Here is a 16,794-nt window from a genome sequence, read left to right as displayed (position 1 = left end):
TCCTAGACAACCCGCCCCCCGACATCCTGCGGAGCCAGCGCGACGGTCTTGATCACCGCATAGCATGTACTGCCCTGCTGCAAACCCAGCGCCGCGACCGAGCGTCGGGTCACGCGCGCCAGCACAACACCCGCAGTTGTTTTGACCGACACGATTGCACCGGGCCCCTCACCTGCCCGGATCGCTTCGACCTGCCCCGACAACACATTCAAGGCTGAAAGACCCTCGGGTGGTCTATTGGACAGGATCACCTCTTGCGCCGGAATACGAATACGCAGCTCTTCGCCGATTTGATGGGCAATCCGAGGCAGGTAAAGACGTGCGCCGCCGGCATCAAGTTCGGACAGGCCATCGTCGTGATGCGCCGTAACACGGACCCGCAGAACGGCCCCCACCGCGCGCACGCCTGCAGGGGCCACGGATGGGTCCGACAGAACATCGGACGCGGGACCATGCCGCACGACACGTCCGTCCTGCAGCGCGACCACGGACGTTGCAAGCCGGGCAACCTCGGCCGCCGAATGGGTCACATAGAGGATCGGGACTGATACCTCGTCCCGCAACCGTTCGAAATAGGGCAGGATTTCGGCCTTGCGCGCGTCGTCGAGCGCGGCCAGAGGCTCATCCGCAAGGATCAGGCGCGGGCTGGCCAGCAGGGCGCGGCCAATGGCGACGCGCTGTTTCTCACCCCCCGATAGCATCGCTGGGCGGCGGTCCAGCAGATGGCCAACACCCAACATCTCGATCACCCGATCCGGGTTTTCGCGTCGTGCCCCGCGCGGTGCAAACCAGCGACCATAATTCAGGTTCTGGCGTACGGTCAGATGCGGGAACAGACGGCCTTCCTGAAAGATATAGCCCAAGCGCCGTCTATGTGGCGGCAGCCACGCACCGCGATCCGTGTCGAACAACACCCAATCGCCAACCGCGACCCGCCCGGCCTCGGGTCTCAGTAGCCCCGCGACTGCATTCACCACCGTCGTCTTTCCCGAACCAGAACGCCCAAACAGAACCGTTACACCGGAAGGTGCGTCGAAATCGAGGTCCAGCTTCATCCCGGGAAGCTGGTGTTGCAGGCGGACGGACAGGCTCATGATCCGGCCACGCGTTTGGCCACACGACGACCCACATATTCCGACAGCAAAAGCGCGCCCATGGCGACGATGATCGAGATGATCACCAACCGAGTCGCCGCCGCCTCACCCCCTGGAACCTGCAAGAACGCATAGACTGCCGAGGGCAACGTCTGCGTCTGACCGGGTATGTTCGAAACAAAGGTGATCGTGGCCCCGAACTCTCCCATCGCCTTGGCAAACGCCAGGATCGCGCCCGCAATGACCCCAGGCAGGATCATTGGCAGCGTCACCGTTCCAAAGACCAGCAGACGCGACGCCCCCAAAGTGGCGCCTGCCTGTTCCAGTTTTGGGTCTACCGCCTCGATCGACAACCGGATCGCGCGCACCATCAGCGGAAAAGCCATGATCGCGGCAGCCAGCGCAGCGCCGGTCCATCGGAAAGCAAAAACGATCCCAAGCTCGGCCAAAGGCGCGCCCAACGGCCCCTGAATCCCAAAGGTCAGCAGCAGCAGATAGCCGGTTACCACCGGCGGCAGGATCAGAGGCAGGTGAACCAGACCATTCAGCAACTGGCGCCCCGGAAACCGCCAGCGCGCAAGCGCATAGGCAATGAAAATCCCAAAGGGCAACGTGATCAGCGTTGCCCAGAACGATACGCGCAGCGACAGGCGCAATGCCTCCATCTCTGCCGGGCCCAACCATCCCATCGTACTACCCTTCGGGCAGGGAGAACCCCTGCCTCACAAATTCGGCCCGTGCGGAATTGCCTTGCAAATAGGTCAAAAGCGCGTGCGCCGTAGGTTCTGCAGTAGAAGTCAGGGCTGCTGGATACACAATTTTCGGGTGGATATCTGCCGGGATGACACCGATGACCCCGACCCGCTCATCAGCCACAGCGTCCGAGCGATAGACGATCCCCAAAGGCGCCGCCCCAGTCGCAACCAGCGCCAGCGCGGCACGAACATTGTCCGTCTGGGCAATCCGGTCCTGAACATCGCCCCAGAGTCCCAGACCCTGTAACGCGGCCTTGCCATAGATGCCCGCAGGCACCGCATCGACCAAAGCCATGGCCAGATACCCACTGCCTAGACGGGTGCTCAGGTCAAACCCCGCCTCAATCTCGGCCGTGTCAGCCCCCGGCGCACCAATCAAAACCAGCCCGTTACCCAGCAACTCAATACGTGAAGCGGTATCGATCAGGCCCTCATCCTGCAGCACGTCCATCCAATCCTCGTTGGCCGAAATGAACAGATCGGCGGGCGCCCCCGCTTGTATCTGCCGCGCCAGCACCGAGGAGGCCGCGTACGACACCGTCACCTCTTGCCCGGTCTCAGCCTCATAACTTCTGGCAATCACGTCCAGTGCGGTCTTGAGGCTGGCGGCGGCAAAAACCAGCACGCCCTCGGCCCGAACCGGGGCAGCGAGTATCGCGCAGAAGGCCAAAGCTGCGATCAGACTGCGACAAGCGCCCGTCATTCTTTGCCTCCGGATCAGAGGGTTGCAATCCCTCTGGGCATATCGGAGGCAACACATGGCAGGCAAGGCCCTTTGGCCTTACAACCAAAGCTACGGCCCATATTGAACTCAGAATTCGGTGGAAAACGAGAATCGCCCAACCCAAGATCAATATGCTGTCGCGCTTCTCTAAAACCGGAAACTCCCGAGGTAGAGCGCTCAATCGCTAAACAACGTGTCTGATCCGCCTCGCCTGAACAGCGATATCCGCATTTCGCTATTCAACCACGATATGACACATGAGTTTGCTCGATTGGTAACCGCGCCCAGTTGCCTAAACGCTGATCTGAAACCTTGCGCAATTTTGCAAAAGAAATTGTGCCATACCCTCTTGCACCCACGCACGGGCTTAGCTACATGAGCCCTCACGGGTGATTAGCTCAGTTGGTAGAGCGCTTCGTTTACACCGAAGATGTCGGGAGTTCGAGTCTCTCATCACCCACCATTCCCTTCATTTTCAATGGTTTACTCAGGGTCTTGTAACGAGAACTTGGAGACTATTTGAGGATGAATGCACGGGAATCGAAACTTCAAAACCGTGTTGGACTACCCAGAGGATTGTTCCTTAGAGGTAAAGGTTACGCACTTAACTGCCTTGGAGGAAACAGCTTCTTTGGATCGGTCCAATGGAAAATCAAAATGATTTCCTCGGGAGAGACCTTTGGGAATGAGATTAGGCTATACTGGATTGATCACACCGACCGATCTATGGGCTTTCGGCTGCTCGGTCAGTGGAGTACCTCATCGAACTTTGCGGTTACAGCAACCTGCAACCTCTTTGGAAGCGGGACACCCTAGCAAAGGGCGGGGCGTAAGCCTCGCCCGTGCGGGCTAGAACCTGTTTTCTTTGCACAAGGCTGGTTGCGAATTTGCTCAACCCGCACCGATATCGAGTATTCAAGGAAAAAGGCGAAGCCGACATTCCCTTAGCTTATGCCGAACGTCAGTCCTGCGGACTTTCCTGCTCTTCGTGATGGCCGTTTAAACGTCCGCTTTGTAGTGCTTTAGAAACATCGCGACACAATCGTCCAGTACGTCTTTCGGCGTTGGGTTCTCACCAAGGAAGAACTCTGGCCAGAAGAAGAAGTTTTTTACAAGCGCCAGAAGCTGGTTGGTCGCAAGAACCGGATCAGCCTTTCGGATCACGCCTGCATCCATGGCTTCGCTGATCAGCCTCGTTATTGGATAATCATGTGTTGCTGTTTCAGTGAAGAATTGCCGGGAACGGTCAAGGTCACGGATCAATTCTGAGATGACCATCCGGTTCAATCCGATGGCGGTCTCATCGGTGATCACCCCAATGTAGCGCCACAAGGCGTTCTTCAGTTGCTCAACGAAGTCTCGATCCGGATCATAGGGCACTGGCTCCATGCTCCGGTTCTGCTCCAGCATGATCTGCGAGATCGCCTCGAAAAGGGCCTCCTTGCTCTCGAAGTGATTGTAGAGCGTGCGACTCGATACGTTGGCTTTTTTGGCGATTGAAGTGGTCTTTGCCCCCAGAAACCCCTGCTCTTTGAACTCATCGATGGCCGCATCGATAATATCTTTTCGTTTTTTTTCAGTGCGTTTCAAGATTTCTACCTCAAAAAGTAAAAAGATGTGTTTACAAGCGCTACCTCCCCACCATAAGTAAACAAAACAATTTACTTTAGCAAGGCGCAAAGCTATCTGACCCCGAAAGGACCAAGACCATGACGACCCAAAATCTCACCGCGGGCAAAAACGAAGTTACCTTCAAATCCTTTGGCGTGGATTTGGCGGGCGATCTCTACCTGCCCGAAGGCTTTGATGAGACCAAGACCTACAAGGCCATCGTGGGGGCCAGCCCGTTCCCTCAGGTCAAAGATCAGATCCCGGCTACTTACGGGCCTGAAATGGCAGCGCGGGGTTTCATCTACCTCGGTTTCGATTACCTCGGCATGGGCTTGTCCCCTGCGCTGCCCGGAGAGTACAAGCAATCCCGCTACATGTTCCGGCTGATCGAAAACACCTGGGACGCCGTGTCTTACCTCGGCACTCTGCCGTTCGTTGACGAGATTTACGGTCTGGGTGTTTGCCAAGGCGGCTCGATCATCGCATCCGCCGCCGTGACCGATCATCGCATCAAGAAGATCGCCATGGTGTCGGGCATGATGGCGGCTGATGGTTTTCAATGGACCGACCGCGATATGGTCAACCAGCAGATCGCAGCCTCGAACGCCTCGATGCAGAAGATGTATGAAACCGGCGAGCCGGATTATGTCGAACCATTTGGGCTAAATGATGAGCAAACCCGAGAAGAATTTGTTGGATCGGGTGTCAACCCGATGGCCGGAGAATCCTATGACTACTACGGACGCGATGGAGTCAAAGGCCCGGTTGCGGTTCCGACATACACCAATATGCATATCGGCGATCAAGGTATGCAGTCTCTGATTTCCATTGGAGAAGCTTACGCCGACAAGATCGTGCAGCCATCCCTGGCAATTTACAGCAGCACGGCCTTCACAGCCCCTTGCTCAACGCAGTTCGTTGAGAAGCTGACGAATGAACATGAGGAATTGGCGTTTGATGAGTTCTCTCATGTGGACTTCTACTACAAGCCCGAGGCAGTAAAGGCGTCGACGGACGCTGTAGCAGAGTTCTTCAATAGATGAAGTGATGAGGCAGAGGTCATACAGTGGTCTCTGCCTCCTTGCCGACAAGCGGAAGTTAGATCGAGGTTCTGCAATGGCCGCTTAGGGCTCAAAGCAGACATCAGGCTAAGACGCAGCATTGGCTGTTAAAGGCAGAAAAGCGGTCTTTCGCAGCGAAATGAGCCTACGTCGGCTAGTCGCAGTGTTTTGGCAGCTGCTATACTCTTCAAGCCAACTTTGGTTAGCTAGATGCACCTAAGCAGGGACAGCAAAAACTAGGCCAACTTTACACATTTCGAAAGTTGTCAGAAATGGCCAATTTGAGCCCGCGCACTCACGCAGTCAGGCCGCATGATTTTGATCCGAAAACCCTCAAGACTCTCACTTGTGATGCGCTCAGAGCCTAACGCGTTTGTGCACACAGCCATATATTTTGTACACTCCTAGGAATAACCTTTCAGGATTGACATGAATTTACATCGAAGCAACCGGGTCAAGGCACTAGTGCTGGCAAGCTTTGCAAGTATGGCGTTCGGGATTGGCGCTGCGGCCTCTGAGCGGCTACCGGCGCTACGCGTCGTACAATCAGGTCATAGCCTCACCGATGGCGTCATCGGTCCGCTTGAGATCATGGTACGTGTAACCAGTATGCGTGGCGGCAAACTGGACAAGGCTACAATTCCGGGCAGTCCGATGGAGTGGCGATGGGAAAATGCGAGTAACCCGGATATCCGTCAGCCTGAGGTGATGGCCCGTTACGACGTTCTAGCAATCACCGAACGTGTCGCACTGACAAACACAATGGACCATCATGACAGCAAACACTGGGCTTTGCATTGGGCGAGCCATGCGTGGGAGCATGGCGCGAATGGTGATGGCGCTCGGTCTGTGCTCTATGCAAGCTGGGTCGATATCGAAAGCGGTTCGGGTTCTGAAAATCGCCACAACGACCCTGAAGGTCATTTGACATTTCGCGAACGACTGCCGCTGGAGATGGTGCGGTGGCAAAGCATTCTTGATCACGTCAACGCAAACCGGCCCGATGGGATGCCTGAAATGGACATGATCCCTGGCCCTCTGATTATGGCTCGCGCTTATGACGAAATTGCATCAGGCACAGCCCCGGGGCTCAATGATATTCACGACCTTTTTTCAGATAGCATTCACCCCAACAAGATGGGTAACTATCTCATCGCACTGGCACATTTCGCGGTGATCTACGACGGCGATCCGCGTGGCTTGCCGCCAACGATGCTGACGCAGGGCGGGCCGGACAAGGTGCAGGCGGCATGGATGCAAGAAATTGTCTGGGACGTGCTTAACGAATACGCAGAAACATCAGGCGGCCCCTAATGAGCCCTGTGTAGGTCGGCTTACGCCGTTCACGCGCATCTTGGTCCGGTTTGGGCCTTCGCTCCTGCTGGGTCCAAAACAGCGAATGGCAGCAATGTCCGCAAAGTGGACGTACAAGCAAGTCGCCGAAAACGACCGCAATTCGGACAACCCCATCTCCAACTTTGCGGACGGAATGTCTGCTTCTGTTATTTTGCCTTGAAGTCAGGCGATTTAGCCAACCGCCATTCAACTATAGACTGAGCTACTAGACCGCTCGAGCTCCACACTGTTAACTCCGATATTACCCATGTGGAGAGTTATTCGCTCTGCTAGCCTTTGTTTGCACAACTCCGCTACGGCCGCTGGCAAGCCTTGCAACTCCTCTTTCCTCGCAACGACCGTCAACGTGCGCGACAAACCCGAAACAGGCAATTCTTGCAATCGCAAAGCCATGTTTTCAACGAGACCATCGATCAACAGCGTCGGGGTCAAAAGGCTAAAACCCTGTCCTGTCGAAACGCAGGAAGTCACCATGCTGGAGCGATCTGCCTGTATGACTTTGTCAGGCTCGAAGCGCAGTCGTCGCAGGTGCTGGGCAATCTGGCGTCCTGCATTGGTCGTATCCCCGAAACGTACAAGAGGCAGCCTTGTCTGGATTGCTTCCAGGCTTTCAGTTGGCCCGTTGTATGCTTCAGGAAGAACCAAGAGGTATTTTTCGGTCAAAATGTGATGCCGTTCTAGCCCGTCCATGTCCAAAAAAGGGTTTGATGTAATTGCCAGGTCCGCCTGCTTGGTGCGCAAGAGATGCTCATGGTTACCGCTTTGCCCGGCGTGCAATGTGATATCTTCGACGTTGAACATCTTTTGCGCAAGATCGATCAATGGCGGTGTAAGGGTTGTTGCAACGGAGGCTTGAATGCCCACCCTTAGCAGCGTCAGGGACTGGCCACCGACATGGCGCAACTCGGTTTCCATATCCGACAAAGCATCAAGTATCTTTTGCGCTTTGCCGTGCAGTCGTGCACCAGCGTATGTCAGTTTTGCGGGTCGCGTGCTGCGGTCCAGTAGCGTCGTGCCGAACGCCTTTTCCAACGCGGAAATGTGCTGAGATGCGGCGGGTTGTGACAGACTCAGCAGGCTCGCTCCAGCCCGCATTTGACCTGTTTCTGCTACCGCAAGGAACACCTCAAGCGAGCGCATAAGACTGGGTGACATTTTATAGCGATCAAGCACGGCTCATCCTTAGTATAAGAATCTCTAATACTATTTGGATTTTCTTGGGTTTGGTCAATCGCTGCGGCATCGTTATCACATGTCTCGCATACGCACATCTCGCCGCAAAAAAACGGCAAAGCAACGCTCACCGAACGACGCGCGTGCGCCATTCATTTTGCGCAAGCTTTCAACCTTCGGTGTCCTCAGCGATGCCGGGCTTGAGCAGATTGAGGCAAATGCCGACACCATCCTTTCTGAGACGGGTATGGAATTTCAAGACGATCCTGAGATCCTCCTGATTTTTGCGGATGCAGGGTGCGATGTAGACGGCACACGGGTACGGTTCGCGCCCGGCTTTTGCCGCCGGACCATCATGGCAACCGCGCCAAGCCAGTTCATACAGCATGCCCGCAACCCCAAAAACACTGTCCAGCTTGGCGGCGATGCGACGGTTTTGTGCCCGTCCTGGGGTCCGCCTTTTGTGCATGATCTGGATCGCGGCCGGCGTTATGCGAGCCATGAAGACTTCAACAATCTGGTAAAGCTACACCACACGCTGCCATGGCTGCATCATTCGGGCGGTGTGGTTTGTGAACCTGTTGATCTGCCCGCCAACAAGCGCCATCTGGATATGCTCTACGCTCATATCCGCCACTCTGACCGCGCGTTTATGGGGGCCTTTATCGGCGCTGAACGGGCAGGTCATGCAATTGACATGGCGCGCATTGTTTTTGGCGACATCTCAGAGAAGCCCGCGTTATACTGCGTGTCTAACACCAATGCGCCTTTGGTGATGGACAGCCATATGTCTGGCGCGCTGAAAACCTATGCCCGCGCGGGCCAGCCCGTCGCCTGCACGCCCTGGGTGCTGACTGGGGCGATGTCACCCGCGACCGTGGCCGGCACGCTTGCGCAAGTGCTGGCCGAATCCATGGCGACAATGACGTTAACCCAACTGGTGAACCCCGGCACGCCTTGTCTGATGGGCAGCTTCGCCTCGACCATGTCGATGAAATCCGGCGCGCCAACTTTTGGCACACCTGAGGCCGGGTTGATGGTTCTCGCCGCGGGGCAACTTGCGCGCAGGCTCGGGGTGCCCCTGCACACTGTTGGCACACTAAGTTCGTCCAAACTGTCCGATGCACAAAGCCAGCAAGAGGCCGCGTGGGGTCTGATGATGTCGATGTTTGCCGGTGCCAACTTGATCAACCATGCGACCGGCTGGCTCGAAGGGGGGTTGGTGACCTCATTCGAAAAAACCGTGATTGATCATGATCTGTGCGGCAAGATCGGTCGCTTTTTTGACGGGATCGATATGAGCGAAAATGCTCAGGCGATGGAGGCTATTGCCACAACAGGGCCGGGGCAACATTTCCTTGGGTCTGAACATACGCAAGCCAACTTCATGACTGCGCTCTTTCGCCCGTGGACACCCGACGATAACTCGTTCGAGCAATGGCACGCGGCAGGTGAACAGGATGCGGCCGTGCGGGCCAACGTCATTTGGAAGGAACGACTAGCAGGGTATGAGGACCCCGGCCTCGACCGAGACGTTGATGCAGCTCTCAAGGACTACATCGCCGCCCGCAAAGCCGAAAAACCAGATCAGGAATACTTCTGATGGGCCTGGCTTTCAGCAATCTCACACATCCGCTCGTAGAACGGTACGTGATGCGCAGCTATGTCGGTATAGGGTTCTCCGAGCTGGTGAAGCTCTGCTTGGAAGTCGACCGCTTCAGGCGCCTTGATCGCCCCGCTTTGCAGCACTTCGGTATGCCAACTTTGAACCGAACCCCATCCATCCGGCACAGCATCGTTCCACGTGAACGCATGATCCAGAAACGTAAGCCCCACATGTGCCCAGTAGCGGCGCAACGTGGTCTGCGGATCATTGCGCAACTGATCTGCAGTAATCACCAACGGGCTATGGCCCAGCTCGGTCAACGCGCTGTAAAGCCTGCATTGCGCCTCATGTCCCAACTCCAACTGCGTAAACTCAGGATCGCGCTTTGCGTAGGAAAGCGCGGCTTCGATGGGATTGCGCACCAAAAAGGCGTGGGTCATTTCGCCCGCAAACCCTGCATCGCGGGGCAGTCTGTCGGCGACGTAGTACGCCATGTCCTTGAAGAAAACCAGACCACCCTGCGCGGTCTTGCGGATCATGGCGCGGATTTCATCGTAGGTCACCGGATGTCCCGGTTCCGGAGTGAAACCCGGGAAAAGCCGATCCTTGGTCGTAAGGTAGTGGTGGTACATGAACGGTTCGTGCAGGACCGACAGATCACCACGCTCGCGCATGATCCGTTCAAACGCCGTCGAAACCGAGCGTGGGTGGCACCACAAAGCATGTATAGTCACGTGGTTAGCCTAGTGGTGCTGAAAAGCTTGCGTCAACAGGGGTTTGCATGAGCCGCATTTTGATCATTGGCGGCGGCGCAATTGGCCTTAGCGTAGCCTATCATCTTGGGAAACGCGGCGCAGATGATGTCACGTTGCTGGAGCGCAACCAGTTGACGTCGGGCACCTCCTGGCATGCGGCGGGGATTGTTGGCCCCTTGCGCGCGACGCCCAATATGACGGTACTTGCCTCTGCCGCGCTTGAGGTCTTTCCGGCGCTGGAGCAAGAGACAGGCATGTCCACCGGATATCGACGCACCGGGGGTTATTGGCTGGCGCGCGAACCGGCGCGCATGGACGAATTTCACCGGATTGCTGACCTCGGCGCGACGCAAGGGTTAACGCCAGCGGTGATCGCTGCGCGCGATGTTCCGCTGCCCGCGCTCGATCTTTCAAAACATGTCGGCGCATTGCATGTGCCGGAAGACGCCAATGTGAACCCGGTCGACCTATGTATGGCCTATGCTCGTGCCGCCAAGACCCTCGGTGTAACGATCCGTGAAGGCGTCGAGGTCGAAAGACTGATCACCGAAAACAGGAAAGCAAAGGGCGTGGCACTTGCTGACGGCACCACTATGGAAGCGGACCAGGTGGTCATCGCGACAGGAGCCTGGTCGCGAGAGCTGGCTGCGACTGCCGGGGTCGCGCTACCGCTCCAGGCGGTTGAGCATATGTACGTTGTGACCGAACCCTTCCCCGATCTGCCCGACCCTTTCCCAGTGATCCGCGATCTGGATCGAGGCATCTATATCAAGGGCGATGCCGGAAAATTGGTGATTGGCGGATTTGAACCCAATGCCAAATGCTGGAACCCATACGGGCCAGAAGGCAACCGACCTTTCCTTGAGATGGCAGAAGACTGGGATCAGTTTGCCCCTTTTATGGAGGCGGCTTTGGAGCTTTGCCCCGCGTTGGAGCACTTAGGCGTGCAGCATTTCATGAACGGCCCCGAGAGCTTTACCGCCGACACACGCCCACTAGTCGGGGAAACTGACGTTGATCGTCTGTTTGTCGGCGCAGGCATGAACTCGGTGGGCGTTATGTCCTCGGCCGGGATCGGACGCGCCTTGGCCGATTGGATGGTCGATGGCCAACCGCCAATGAACATGTGGGAGGTGGATGTCGCCCGGGTCGACCCACTTACGGCAACGCCCGCGCATTTGGAAGCACGGATGGAAGAGGCCGTCGCGGACCTCTTCAACCTGCATTGGCCTTACAAACAGCCCAAGGCCGGGCGCGGGATGCTTAGGTCCGCACTGCATGATCGATGGGCTGCCCTTGGGGCGCAGTTTGGACAAACCGCCGGGTGGGAGCGAGGGCTTTGGTATGGCGAGGCGCAGGCGTATTCTATTGGCGCTCAAGGATGGTGGCCGATTACCCAAAACGAAGCTGCGTCTATGGCCAAGGGCACGGCCCTGATCGACCTCAGCCCCTTTACCAAGATAGACGTCACGGGGCCGCGTGTTCTTGACGCGCTGAACCAGCTTTGTACCGCGCAGATGGACGTCGCTATCGGCAGAGCAGTTTACACCCAAATCCTGAACGACCGTGGCGGGATCGAGATGGATATCACCGTCTCTCGTCTCGCCGACAGCCGTTTCCATATCACATCGGGTGCCGCGACCCGTGCTCGTGACTTTGCGTTCCTGCGACGCAATCTGGCCGATGGCGTGACGCTGACGGATGTGACCGAGGAGTTTTGCACACTTGGTGTCATGGGCGCAGGCAGTGGCCCGGTGCTGCAGAAACTGGATGCCGGGGTCGCATGGGCAAATGCGCCAATGGGTCAGGTGTGCGAATTTAAGGTCGAAGGCCAAAGTGCGCGCGCCACCCGCGTAAGCTTTGTCGGTGAATACGGCTGGGAATTAACCCTTCCCAATGCTGTCGCAGTGCGCGTTTTCGACGCGCTCATCGCTGCAGGCGCTGCGCCGCTTGGGCACTATGCGCTTGATGGCTGCCGGATCGAAAAGGGCTTCAAACACTGGGGCCATGACATTGATCCGACCGTCACACCTTTGGAAGCGGGGCTTGGCTTTACCATCGACTGGAATAAGGACTTCACCGGCAAGGCAGCTTTGCAGGAACAAAAGGAACAGGGCACCCGCAAACGTCTTGTCCTGATGCAAATCGAAGGTTCGGCGTTGATGCTGCACGATGAACCCATCTTTGAAGAGGGTCGACATGTCGGGTTCACAACCTCCGGCGCGCGTGGACCTCGCACCGGGCTGAACCTTTGCTTTGCTCTTGTGTCCACCGACCCAAGTGAGGCGAAAGCTCAAACTTGCGCACGTAGTTTCACGGTAAAGGTCGCTGGCAAAGACTATGCTGCCACCCCGTTGCAGCGCCCGCCCTTTGACCCGAAAAATGAAAGGATGCGTGGACAATGAGCACCGTGACCAAGGCACAGGTTGTCATCATCGGCGGCGGCGCGATGGGCGTCTCGCTGATGTATCATCTGGTCAAAGTGGGTTGGACGGATGTGCTGCTGGTGGAGAAGAACGACCTCACCCATGGCTCAACCTGGCATGCAGCGGGCCTGTGTACCCATTTCGCGCACAATCCGACGATTCAGGAACTGCGTGCCACGTCCGTGCGACTCTATCGGGATATTTTGCCACAGGAGACGGGCCGTGACTGCGGGTTTCACACCACTGGCGCAATGCGGATCACGCGCAACCCGGACCGGATGGATGAGTTTCGCCATGTCGCAGGCCTGTCGGATTTCACGGGCTATCCGCTGGAAGTCCTGACACCCGAACGCATCGCCGAGTTGCATCCGCTGGCAAGACTCGACGGTCTGTTGGGCGGAATCTATGAACCCGATGACGGCCACGTCGATCCCACGCTTGCCACCAACGCCATGGCCGAGGTGGCGCGCCAGGGCGGCGCGCAGGTCTGGCGCAACTGTCCAGTAACCGCGATCCGGCGCGATGGCGACCATTGGTTGCTCGACACGCCCAAAGGCACGGTTGAGGCGGTACATGTAGTCAACGCGGCTGGCACTTGGGGATGGGAGATCGGCCAAATGATGGGGCTGAACATCCCCTCTGTCCCGGTGCTACACCAATATCTGGTAACCGATACTGTACAGGTCGTGGAAGACCGGATTACTCAGGGGCTGCCTGAACTGCCGATCATCCGCGACCCCGAAGAAAGCTGGTATGTCCGGCAAGAACGCGATGGGCTGATCCTTGGACCTTACGAAAAAGAGGCACAGGTCTGGTCCGTGGATGGCGTCCCGCCCGAATTTGGTGCGGACTTGATGCCGCCTGACCTAGACCGGGTCGAAGATATCATCGAGGCGGCCATGGCACGCATTCCAGCGCTGGAAACTGGGGGCATCAAATCGGTCATCAACGGCCCCATCACCTTTACCCCCGACGCCAACCCGCTGATTGGTCCGGCGCATGGGTTGCAAAACGCGTGGTTGCTGACCGGCTCGTCCATGGGTGTGATGGAGGGCGGCGGCGCAGGCTGGTTCCTCGCGCATTGGATGACCCATGGCGCGCCGCCTATGGATGCGCTGGCAGTGGATAGTCGCCGCTTCGGGTCCTGGGCAGATCGCGACTATCGCGTGGCCAAAGCCATTGAGTGTTTCGGCTTACAATTTGGTGTCCACTATCCCCACGAGGAACGACCCGCAGGTCGTGGCCTGCGTCTGTCTCAATTGCATGAGCTGATGGTCGAACGGGGCGCGGTCATGGGAGCGGCCCATGGCTGGGAACGGCCAAACTGGTTCACCGATACACCCGGCGCAGAGGCGATTGAAACCTTCCGCCGCGCCAATTGGTTCGATGCAGTGGCCGCCGAGGTCGATGCCGCCACCAACCGCGTTGCGATGGCCGATCTTTCGGTGTTCTCGAAATTCGATGTCACCGGGCCGGATGTGGCGGCGTTCCTTGAGGCGCTCGGATCCAACCGCGCGCCAGAACCGGGGCGCATCGGCCTGACCCATGTGCTAACACCAGCAGGCGGGGTATTGTCGGAGCTCACCGTCACCAGATTGGCCGAGGATCATGCCTACCTGACCTGCGCGGCTGCGGCCGAGGAAATCGACTTGGATCAGTTGATCAAGGCAGCGGCGGCGTTCGAGGTCACCGTTACCAACCGCTGCGAAGATCTGGCCGTGATCGGTGTCATGGGCCCGAAATCACCCGATGTGTTGCCCGAACTCACCAGCATGCCGTGGCTCACCGCGCAGGCAACCGAGATCGCTGGTATCCCCGTGCGAGCCCTGCGCGTGTCCTACCTTGGGGAATGCGGGTGGGAGCTGCATGTTACGCGCAATCAGGCCGTTGCGCTTTTCACCAAACTGGAAGAGACCGCCCAACTCCATGGCCTTGGCTTTTATGGCGCCTATGCCGCCAACTCGATGCGGCTGGAAAAGGGCTATCGCGCTTGGGGAAGCGACCTGACAACGGAACGCAGCCCGCTAGACGCCGGCCTTACACCCTTTGTCCGCAAAGACTTGCGCAACACCCTGCGTCAAGAATGGGACATGGTTCTGCTGGAGATTGAGGCAGGCGAAGTCGATCCGTTCTATGCCCACACGCTTTGGCATCGGGAGCACCCGGTTGGGATCATCACCTCCGGTGCTTATGGCCATCGCACCGGCAAGGTGCTCGCACTGGCGTACCTGCGCGACCCAACCGCACGCGAAAACTTGACCGTTTCCATCCTAGGGCAGCACAGGCGGGCAACCATTCTGCCGCGTCCTCCATATGACCCTGACAATACCCGTTTGAAAGCTGGAGCCGCCAAATGATCGAACATCCCCTGCATACCGATTGGAACTTTGACAGCACCGCCGCGCGGCGTGATCGGTTCTATGCAGCCTCACTGACCCGTTTCACACCGTTCCGGGAACCAATCGTATTTCAGAAGGGGCAAGGTCAGTATTTGTGGGATACGGACGGGCGGAAATACACGGACCTTCTGGGAATGAACGTCTGCATCTCTGTCGGCCATTCGCATCCCCGGGTCGTCGCCGCAGCGATGGAACAGGCGCAAGAACTCACCCATTGTACGACCATGTTCTATCACCCGACGCCTGCGCATTTGGCAGAGGAACTTGCTGCCACAATGCCAAAAGGTCATGACTGGGTGGCGCATCTTACCAATTCGGGGTCTGAGGCCATCGACCTGGCCATGACAATGGCGCGGACCTTCACCGGCAATCTTGATTTGCTCGCTTTGAGGACCGCCTATCATGGACCGACCGCTGCAGCGCAATCAGTCACGGGTATTTCTGGGTGGCGGCACCCGGGCATGCCCGGCAACGTGGCCTTTGTCGCTGATCCGAACCAGTATCGCGGCATTTTTGGCCCCGGCACTGCGCCTTATCTTGATGAGATCACACACACGATCAATGCCGCTACATCCGGCCAGGTGGCCGGGATTTTGGTTGAGAGTGTGCAAGGTTATGGCGGTATCCACCAGATGCCGCCGGGATACATGTCGGGGGCGGCGGAACGAGTACGCGCAGCAGGTGGGCTCTATATCGCGGATGAGGTTCAATCCGGTTTCGGCCGCACTGGCGATCACTTCTGGGGGTTTGAGGCGGACGGCGTGGTTCCCGATATAATTGTTATGGCTAAAGGTTTGGGCAATGGCTTTCCTATCGGCGCCGTTGTGGCCAAGAAACATATCGCAGAGCCAATGGCCGAGAAGTTCATGTTCCACACCTATGGAGCGAACCCGACCTCTGCTGCCGCCGCGCGTGCCGTCCTTGCGGTAATGCGCGATGAGGGTTTGCAAGAGAACGCAAAGACCGTTGGTGCAAAGCTGTTGGAGCGCCTGAACGATCTGAAAGCCAAGTATAAGGCCATCGGAGATGTTCGAGGCCACGGTCTGATGCTGGCACTGGAATTCGTGATCGACCGCGACAGCAAAACACCTGACAAGACGATGACGTCCGAGGTCTTCGAGGCTTGCCGCGCACAAGGAATTATCTTATCGAAATCCGGTCCGTTCCAGCAATGCCTACGCATGGTGCCCCCGCTTTGCCTGTCTATGGAGGATGTGGATCAAGTCACAACGAGTCTTGATCAGGCGCTAGGCGATGCGGCGATTCAGGTATGAACAGCACCAAAAAGTGTAGTGTTCATGACGCGGCCAGGTAACAGCGTGAACAAGCCAGTTACCACAAGCGCCAAAGCAAATAGGGATATCATAAGCACCTTGTGACGGTTGATGTCTCCCTGACGTGCCGCCTTGCTCGCCAGAAAAAGGCTAACAAGTGTAACCGGAATCAACAGGTGGATGGGAGAGTAGCTCCCCCATAACCGTATCTGGTGCATGAAAACTGCGGTAAACGCCGTTCCCGCCATAAGTAAGGCCCAAGCATATCCGAACAGCCGATGACAGTGGTTCACCTGATAGGTGCATGATGCCTTAATGACTGAGACGCGCGGCACGATCTTTGTAGCTTTTGGACCAAGCTTGCTGCCAGCGCGGGCTGATGAGTTGTGCCCTCCTTTTTTCGTCGACTTTGAGCCTTCGGCCATCGATCCGCCCATGTACAACCAGCGCACCCGATACCTCTTCGCAGCTGATATATTTATCGGGATGTGCTGCTTTCCAGGTGATCAATCGGGCGCTTTCGTTTTGGGCATTGTTCTTTGCCAACCAGTGCCAAAGCT

The 16,794-nt window shown here is 57.3% G+C and carries 13 protein-coding genes and 1 tRNA gene; 7 read left to right on the top strand and 7 right to left on the bottom strand.

The window, feature by feature from the left end:
• Positions 1-2: 2 nt before the first annotated feature.
• The 3 genes from modC to modA are packed head-to-tail and all read right to left on the bottom strand — an operon-like array spanning position 3 to position 2,552.
• Positions 3-1,094 (bottom strand): molybdenum ABC transporter ATP-binding protein, encoded by a 1,092-nt coding sequence (gene modC, locus ACR0CZ_RS19880; RefSeq protein ID WP_170396032.1) that lies wholly within the window; start codon positions 1,092-1,094, stop codon positions 3-5.
• A complete protein-coding gene (gene modB, locus ACR0CZ_RS19875; protein WP_170396030.1) occupies positions 1,091-1,783 on the bottom strand; it encodes a molybdate ABC transporter permease subunit in 693 nt (230 codons plus the stop codon). The genes modC and modB overlap by 4 nt, the downstream gene beginning before the upstream one ends.
• A gap of 4 nt (positions 1,784-1,787) precedes the next feature.
• The gene (gene modA / locus ACR0CZ_RS19870) at positions 1,788-2,552 is read right to left on the bottom strand and encodes a molybdate ABC transporter substrate-binding protein (protein WP_170396028.1); all 765 of its coding nucleotides are present in this window, start codon (positions 2,550-2,552) and stop codon (positions 1,788-1,790) included.
• A gap of 408 nt (positions 2,553-2,960) precedes the next feature.
• Between modA and ACR0CZ_RS19865 the strand changes: the two genes are divergently transcribed.
• Positions 2,961-3,036, top strand: a tRNA-Val gene (locus ACR0CZ_RS19865).
• Between the two features lie 536 nt (positions 3,037-3,572).
• Here ACR0CZ_RS19865 and ACR0CZ_RS19860 read toward each other — a convergent pair.
• Positions 3,573-4,253, bottom strand: coding sequence for a TetR/AcrR family transcriptional regulator (locus ACR0CZ_RS19860; RefSeq protein ID WP_170396026.1), 681 nt, complete (start codon positions 4,251-4,253; stop codon positions 3,573-3,575).
• A gap of 29 nt (positions 4,254-4,282) precedes the next feature.
• On the opposite strand from ACR0CZ_RS19860, the gene ACR0CZ_RS19855 reads away from it, so the two are divergent.
• Both ACR0CZ_RS19855 and ACR0CZ_RS19850 read left to right on the top strand, forming a co-directional pair.
• Positions 4,283-5,227: an alpha/beta hydrolase gene (locus ACR0CZ_RS19855; protein WP_170396024.1), complete on the top strand. Its 945-nt coding sequence runs from the start codon at positions 4,283-4,285 to the stop codon at positions 5,225-5,227.
• 447 nt (positions 5,228-5,674) lie between these two features.
• Entirely contained in the window at positions 5,675-6,559 is an 885-nt protein-coding gene (locus ACR0CZ_RS19850; protein WP_170396022.1) for a hypothetical protein, read from the top strand.
• Between the two features lie 228 nt (positions 6,560-6,787).
• Here ACR0CZ_RS19850 and ACR0CZ_RS19845 read toward each other — a convergent pair whose 3' ends face one another.
• On the bottom strand, positions 6,788-7,741 hold the full coding sequence (locus ACR0CZ_RS19845) for a LysR family transcriptional regulator (RefSeq protein WP_170396112.1): 954 nt from the start codon (positions 7,739-7,741) through the stop codon (positions 6,788-6,790).
• A gap of 112 nt (positions 7,742-7,853) precedes the next feature.
• Here ACR0CZ_RS19845 and ACR0CZ_RS19840 point away from each other — a divergent pair, with 112 nt between their 5' ends.
• A complete protein-coding gene (locus tag ACR0CZ_RS19840) occupies positions 7,854-9,377 on the top strand; it encodes a trimethylamine methyltransferase family protein (protein ID WP_170396017.1) in 1,524 nt (507 codons plus the stop codon).
• Here the strand turns inward: ACR0CZ_RS19840 and ACR0CZ_RS19835 are convergent.
• Positions 9,362-10,114: a sulfotransferase-like domain-containing protein gene (locus tag ACR0CZ_RS19835; protein ID WP_170396015.1), complete on the bottom strand. Its 753-nt coding sequence runs from the start codon at positions 10,112-10,114 to the stop codon at positions 9,362-9,364. The two genes, ACR0CZ_RS19840 and ACR0CZ_RS19835, sit on opposite strands and share 16 nt — an antisense overlap.
• A gap of 47 nt (positions 10,115-10,161) precedes the next feature.
• Between ACR0CZ_RS19835 and ACR0CZ_RS19830 the strand changes: the two genes are divergently transcribed.
• Genes ACR0CZ_RS19830 through ACR0CZ_RS19820 form a run of 3 tightly spaced genes read left to right on the top strand, consistent with a single transcriptional unit; the run spans position 10,162 to position 16,234 of the window.
• Positions 10,162-12,540: an FAD-dependent oxidoreductase gene (locus tag ACR0CZ_RS19830; protein ID WP_170396012.1), complete on the top strand. Its 2,379-nt coding sequence runs from the start codon at positions 10,162-10,164 to the stop codon at positions 12,538-12,540.
• Entirely contained in the window at positions 12,537-14,918 is a 2,382-nt protein-coding gene (locus ACR0CZ_RS19825; RefSeq protein ID WP_480503988.1) for a GcvT family protein, read from the top strand. Before ACR0CZ_RS19830 ends, ACR0CZ_RS19825 begins: the two co-directional genes overlap by 4 nt.
• Positions 14,915-16,234 carry an aspartate aminotransferase family protein gene (locus ACR0CZ_RS19820; protein WP_170396010.1) on the top strand — a complete coding sequence of 440 codons (1,320 nt, stop codon included), beginning with the start codon at positions 14,915-14,917 and terminating at the stop codon, positions 16,232-16,234. Before ACR0CZ_RS19825 ends, ACR0CZ_RS19820 begins: the two co-directional genes overlap by 4 nt.
• Here ACR0CZ_RS19820 and ACR0CZ_RS19815 read toward each other — a convergent pair.
• The gene (locus ACR0CZ_RS19815) at positions 16,225-16,659 is read right to left on the bottom strand and encodes a DUF2306 domain-containing protein (protein WP_170396008.1); all 435 of its coding nucleotides are present in this window, start codon (positions 16,657-16,659) and stop codon (positions 16,225-16,227) included. The two genes, ACR0CZ_RS19820 and ACR0CZ_RS19815, sit on opposite strands and share 10 nt — an antisense overlap.
• Positions 16,660-16,794: the final 135 nt, after the last annotated feature.

Source organism: Ruegeria sp. H9, from assembly GCF_056532915.1.
Note: the sequence above shows the minus strand (reverse complement) of the source record. Positions and strands in the feature narration are given on the sequence as shown.

Excerpts from the sequence above, each read along its gene's own strand:
- modC (WP_170396032.1), bottom strand. The coding sequence starts at position 1,094 with ATGAGCCTGTCCGTCCGCCTGCAACACCAGCTTCCCGGGATGAAGCTG.
- modB (WP_170396030.1), bottom strand. The coding sequence starts at position 1,783 with ATGGGATGGTTGGGCCCGGCAGAGATGGAGGCATTGCGCCTGTCGCTG.
- modA (WP_170396028.1), bottom strand. The coding sequence starts at position 2,552 with ATGACGGGCGCTTGTCGCAGTCTGATCGCAGCTTTGGCCTTCTGCGCG.
- ACR0CZ_RS19855 (WP_170396024.1), top strand. The coding sequence starts at position 4,283 with ATGACGACCCAAAATCTCACCGCGGGCAAAAACGAAGTTACCTTCAAA.
- ACR0CZ_RS19850 (WP_170396022.1), top strand. The coding sequence starts at position 5,675 with ATGAATTTACATCGAAGCAACCGGGTCAAGGCACTAGTGCTGGCAAGC.
- ACR0CZ_RS19845 (WP_170396112.1), bottom strand. The coding sequence starts at position 7,741 with ATGCGCTCGCTTGAGGTGTTCCTTGCGGTAGCAGAAACAGGTCAAATG.
- ACR0CZ_RS19840 (WP_170396017.1), top strand. The coding sequence starts at position 7,854 with ATGTCTCGCATACGCACATCTCGCCGCAAAAAAACGGCAAAGCAACGC.
- ACR0CZ_RS19830 (WP_170396012.1), top strand. The coding sequence starts at position 10,162 with ATGAGCCGCATTTTGATCATTGGCGGCGGCGCAATTGGCCTTAGCGTA.
- ACR0CZ_RS19825 (WP_480503988.1), top strand. The coding sequence starts at position 12,537 with ATGAGCACCGTGACCAAGGCACAGGTTGTCATCATCGGCGGCGGCGCG.
- ACR0CZ_RS19820 (WP_170396010.1), top strand. The coding sequence starts at position 14,915 with ATGATCGAACATCCCCTGCATACCGATTGGAACTTTGACAGCACCGCC.
- ACR0CZ_RS19815 (WP_170396008.1), bottom strand. The coding sequence starts at position 16,659 with ATGGCCGAAGGCTCAAAGTCGACGAAAAAAGGAGGGCACAACTCATCA.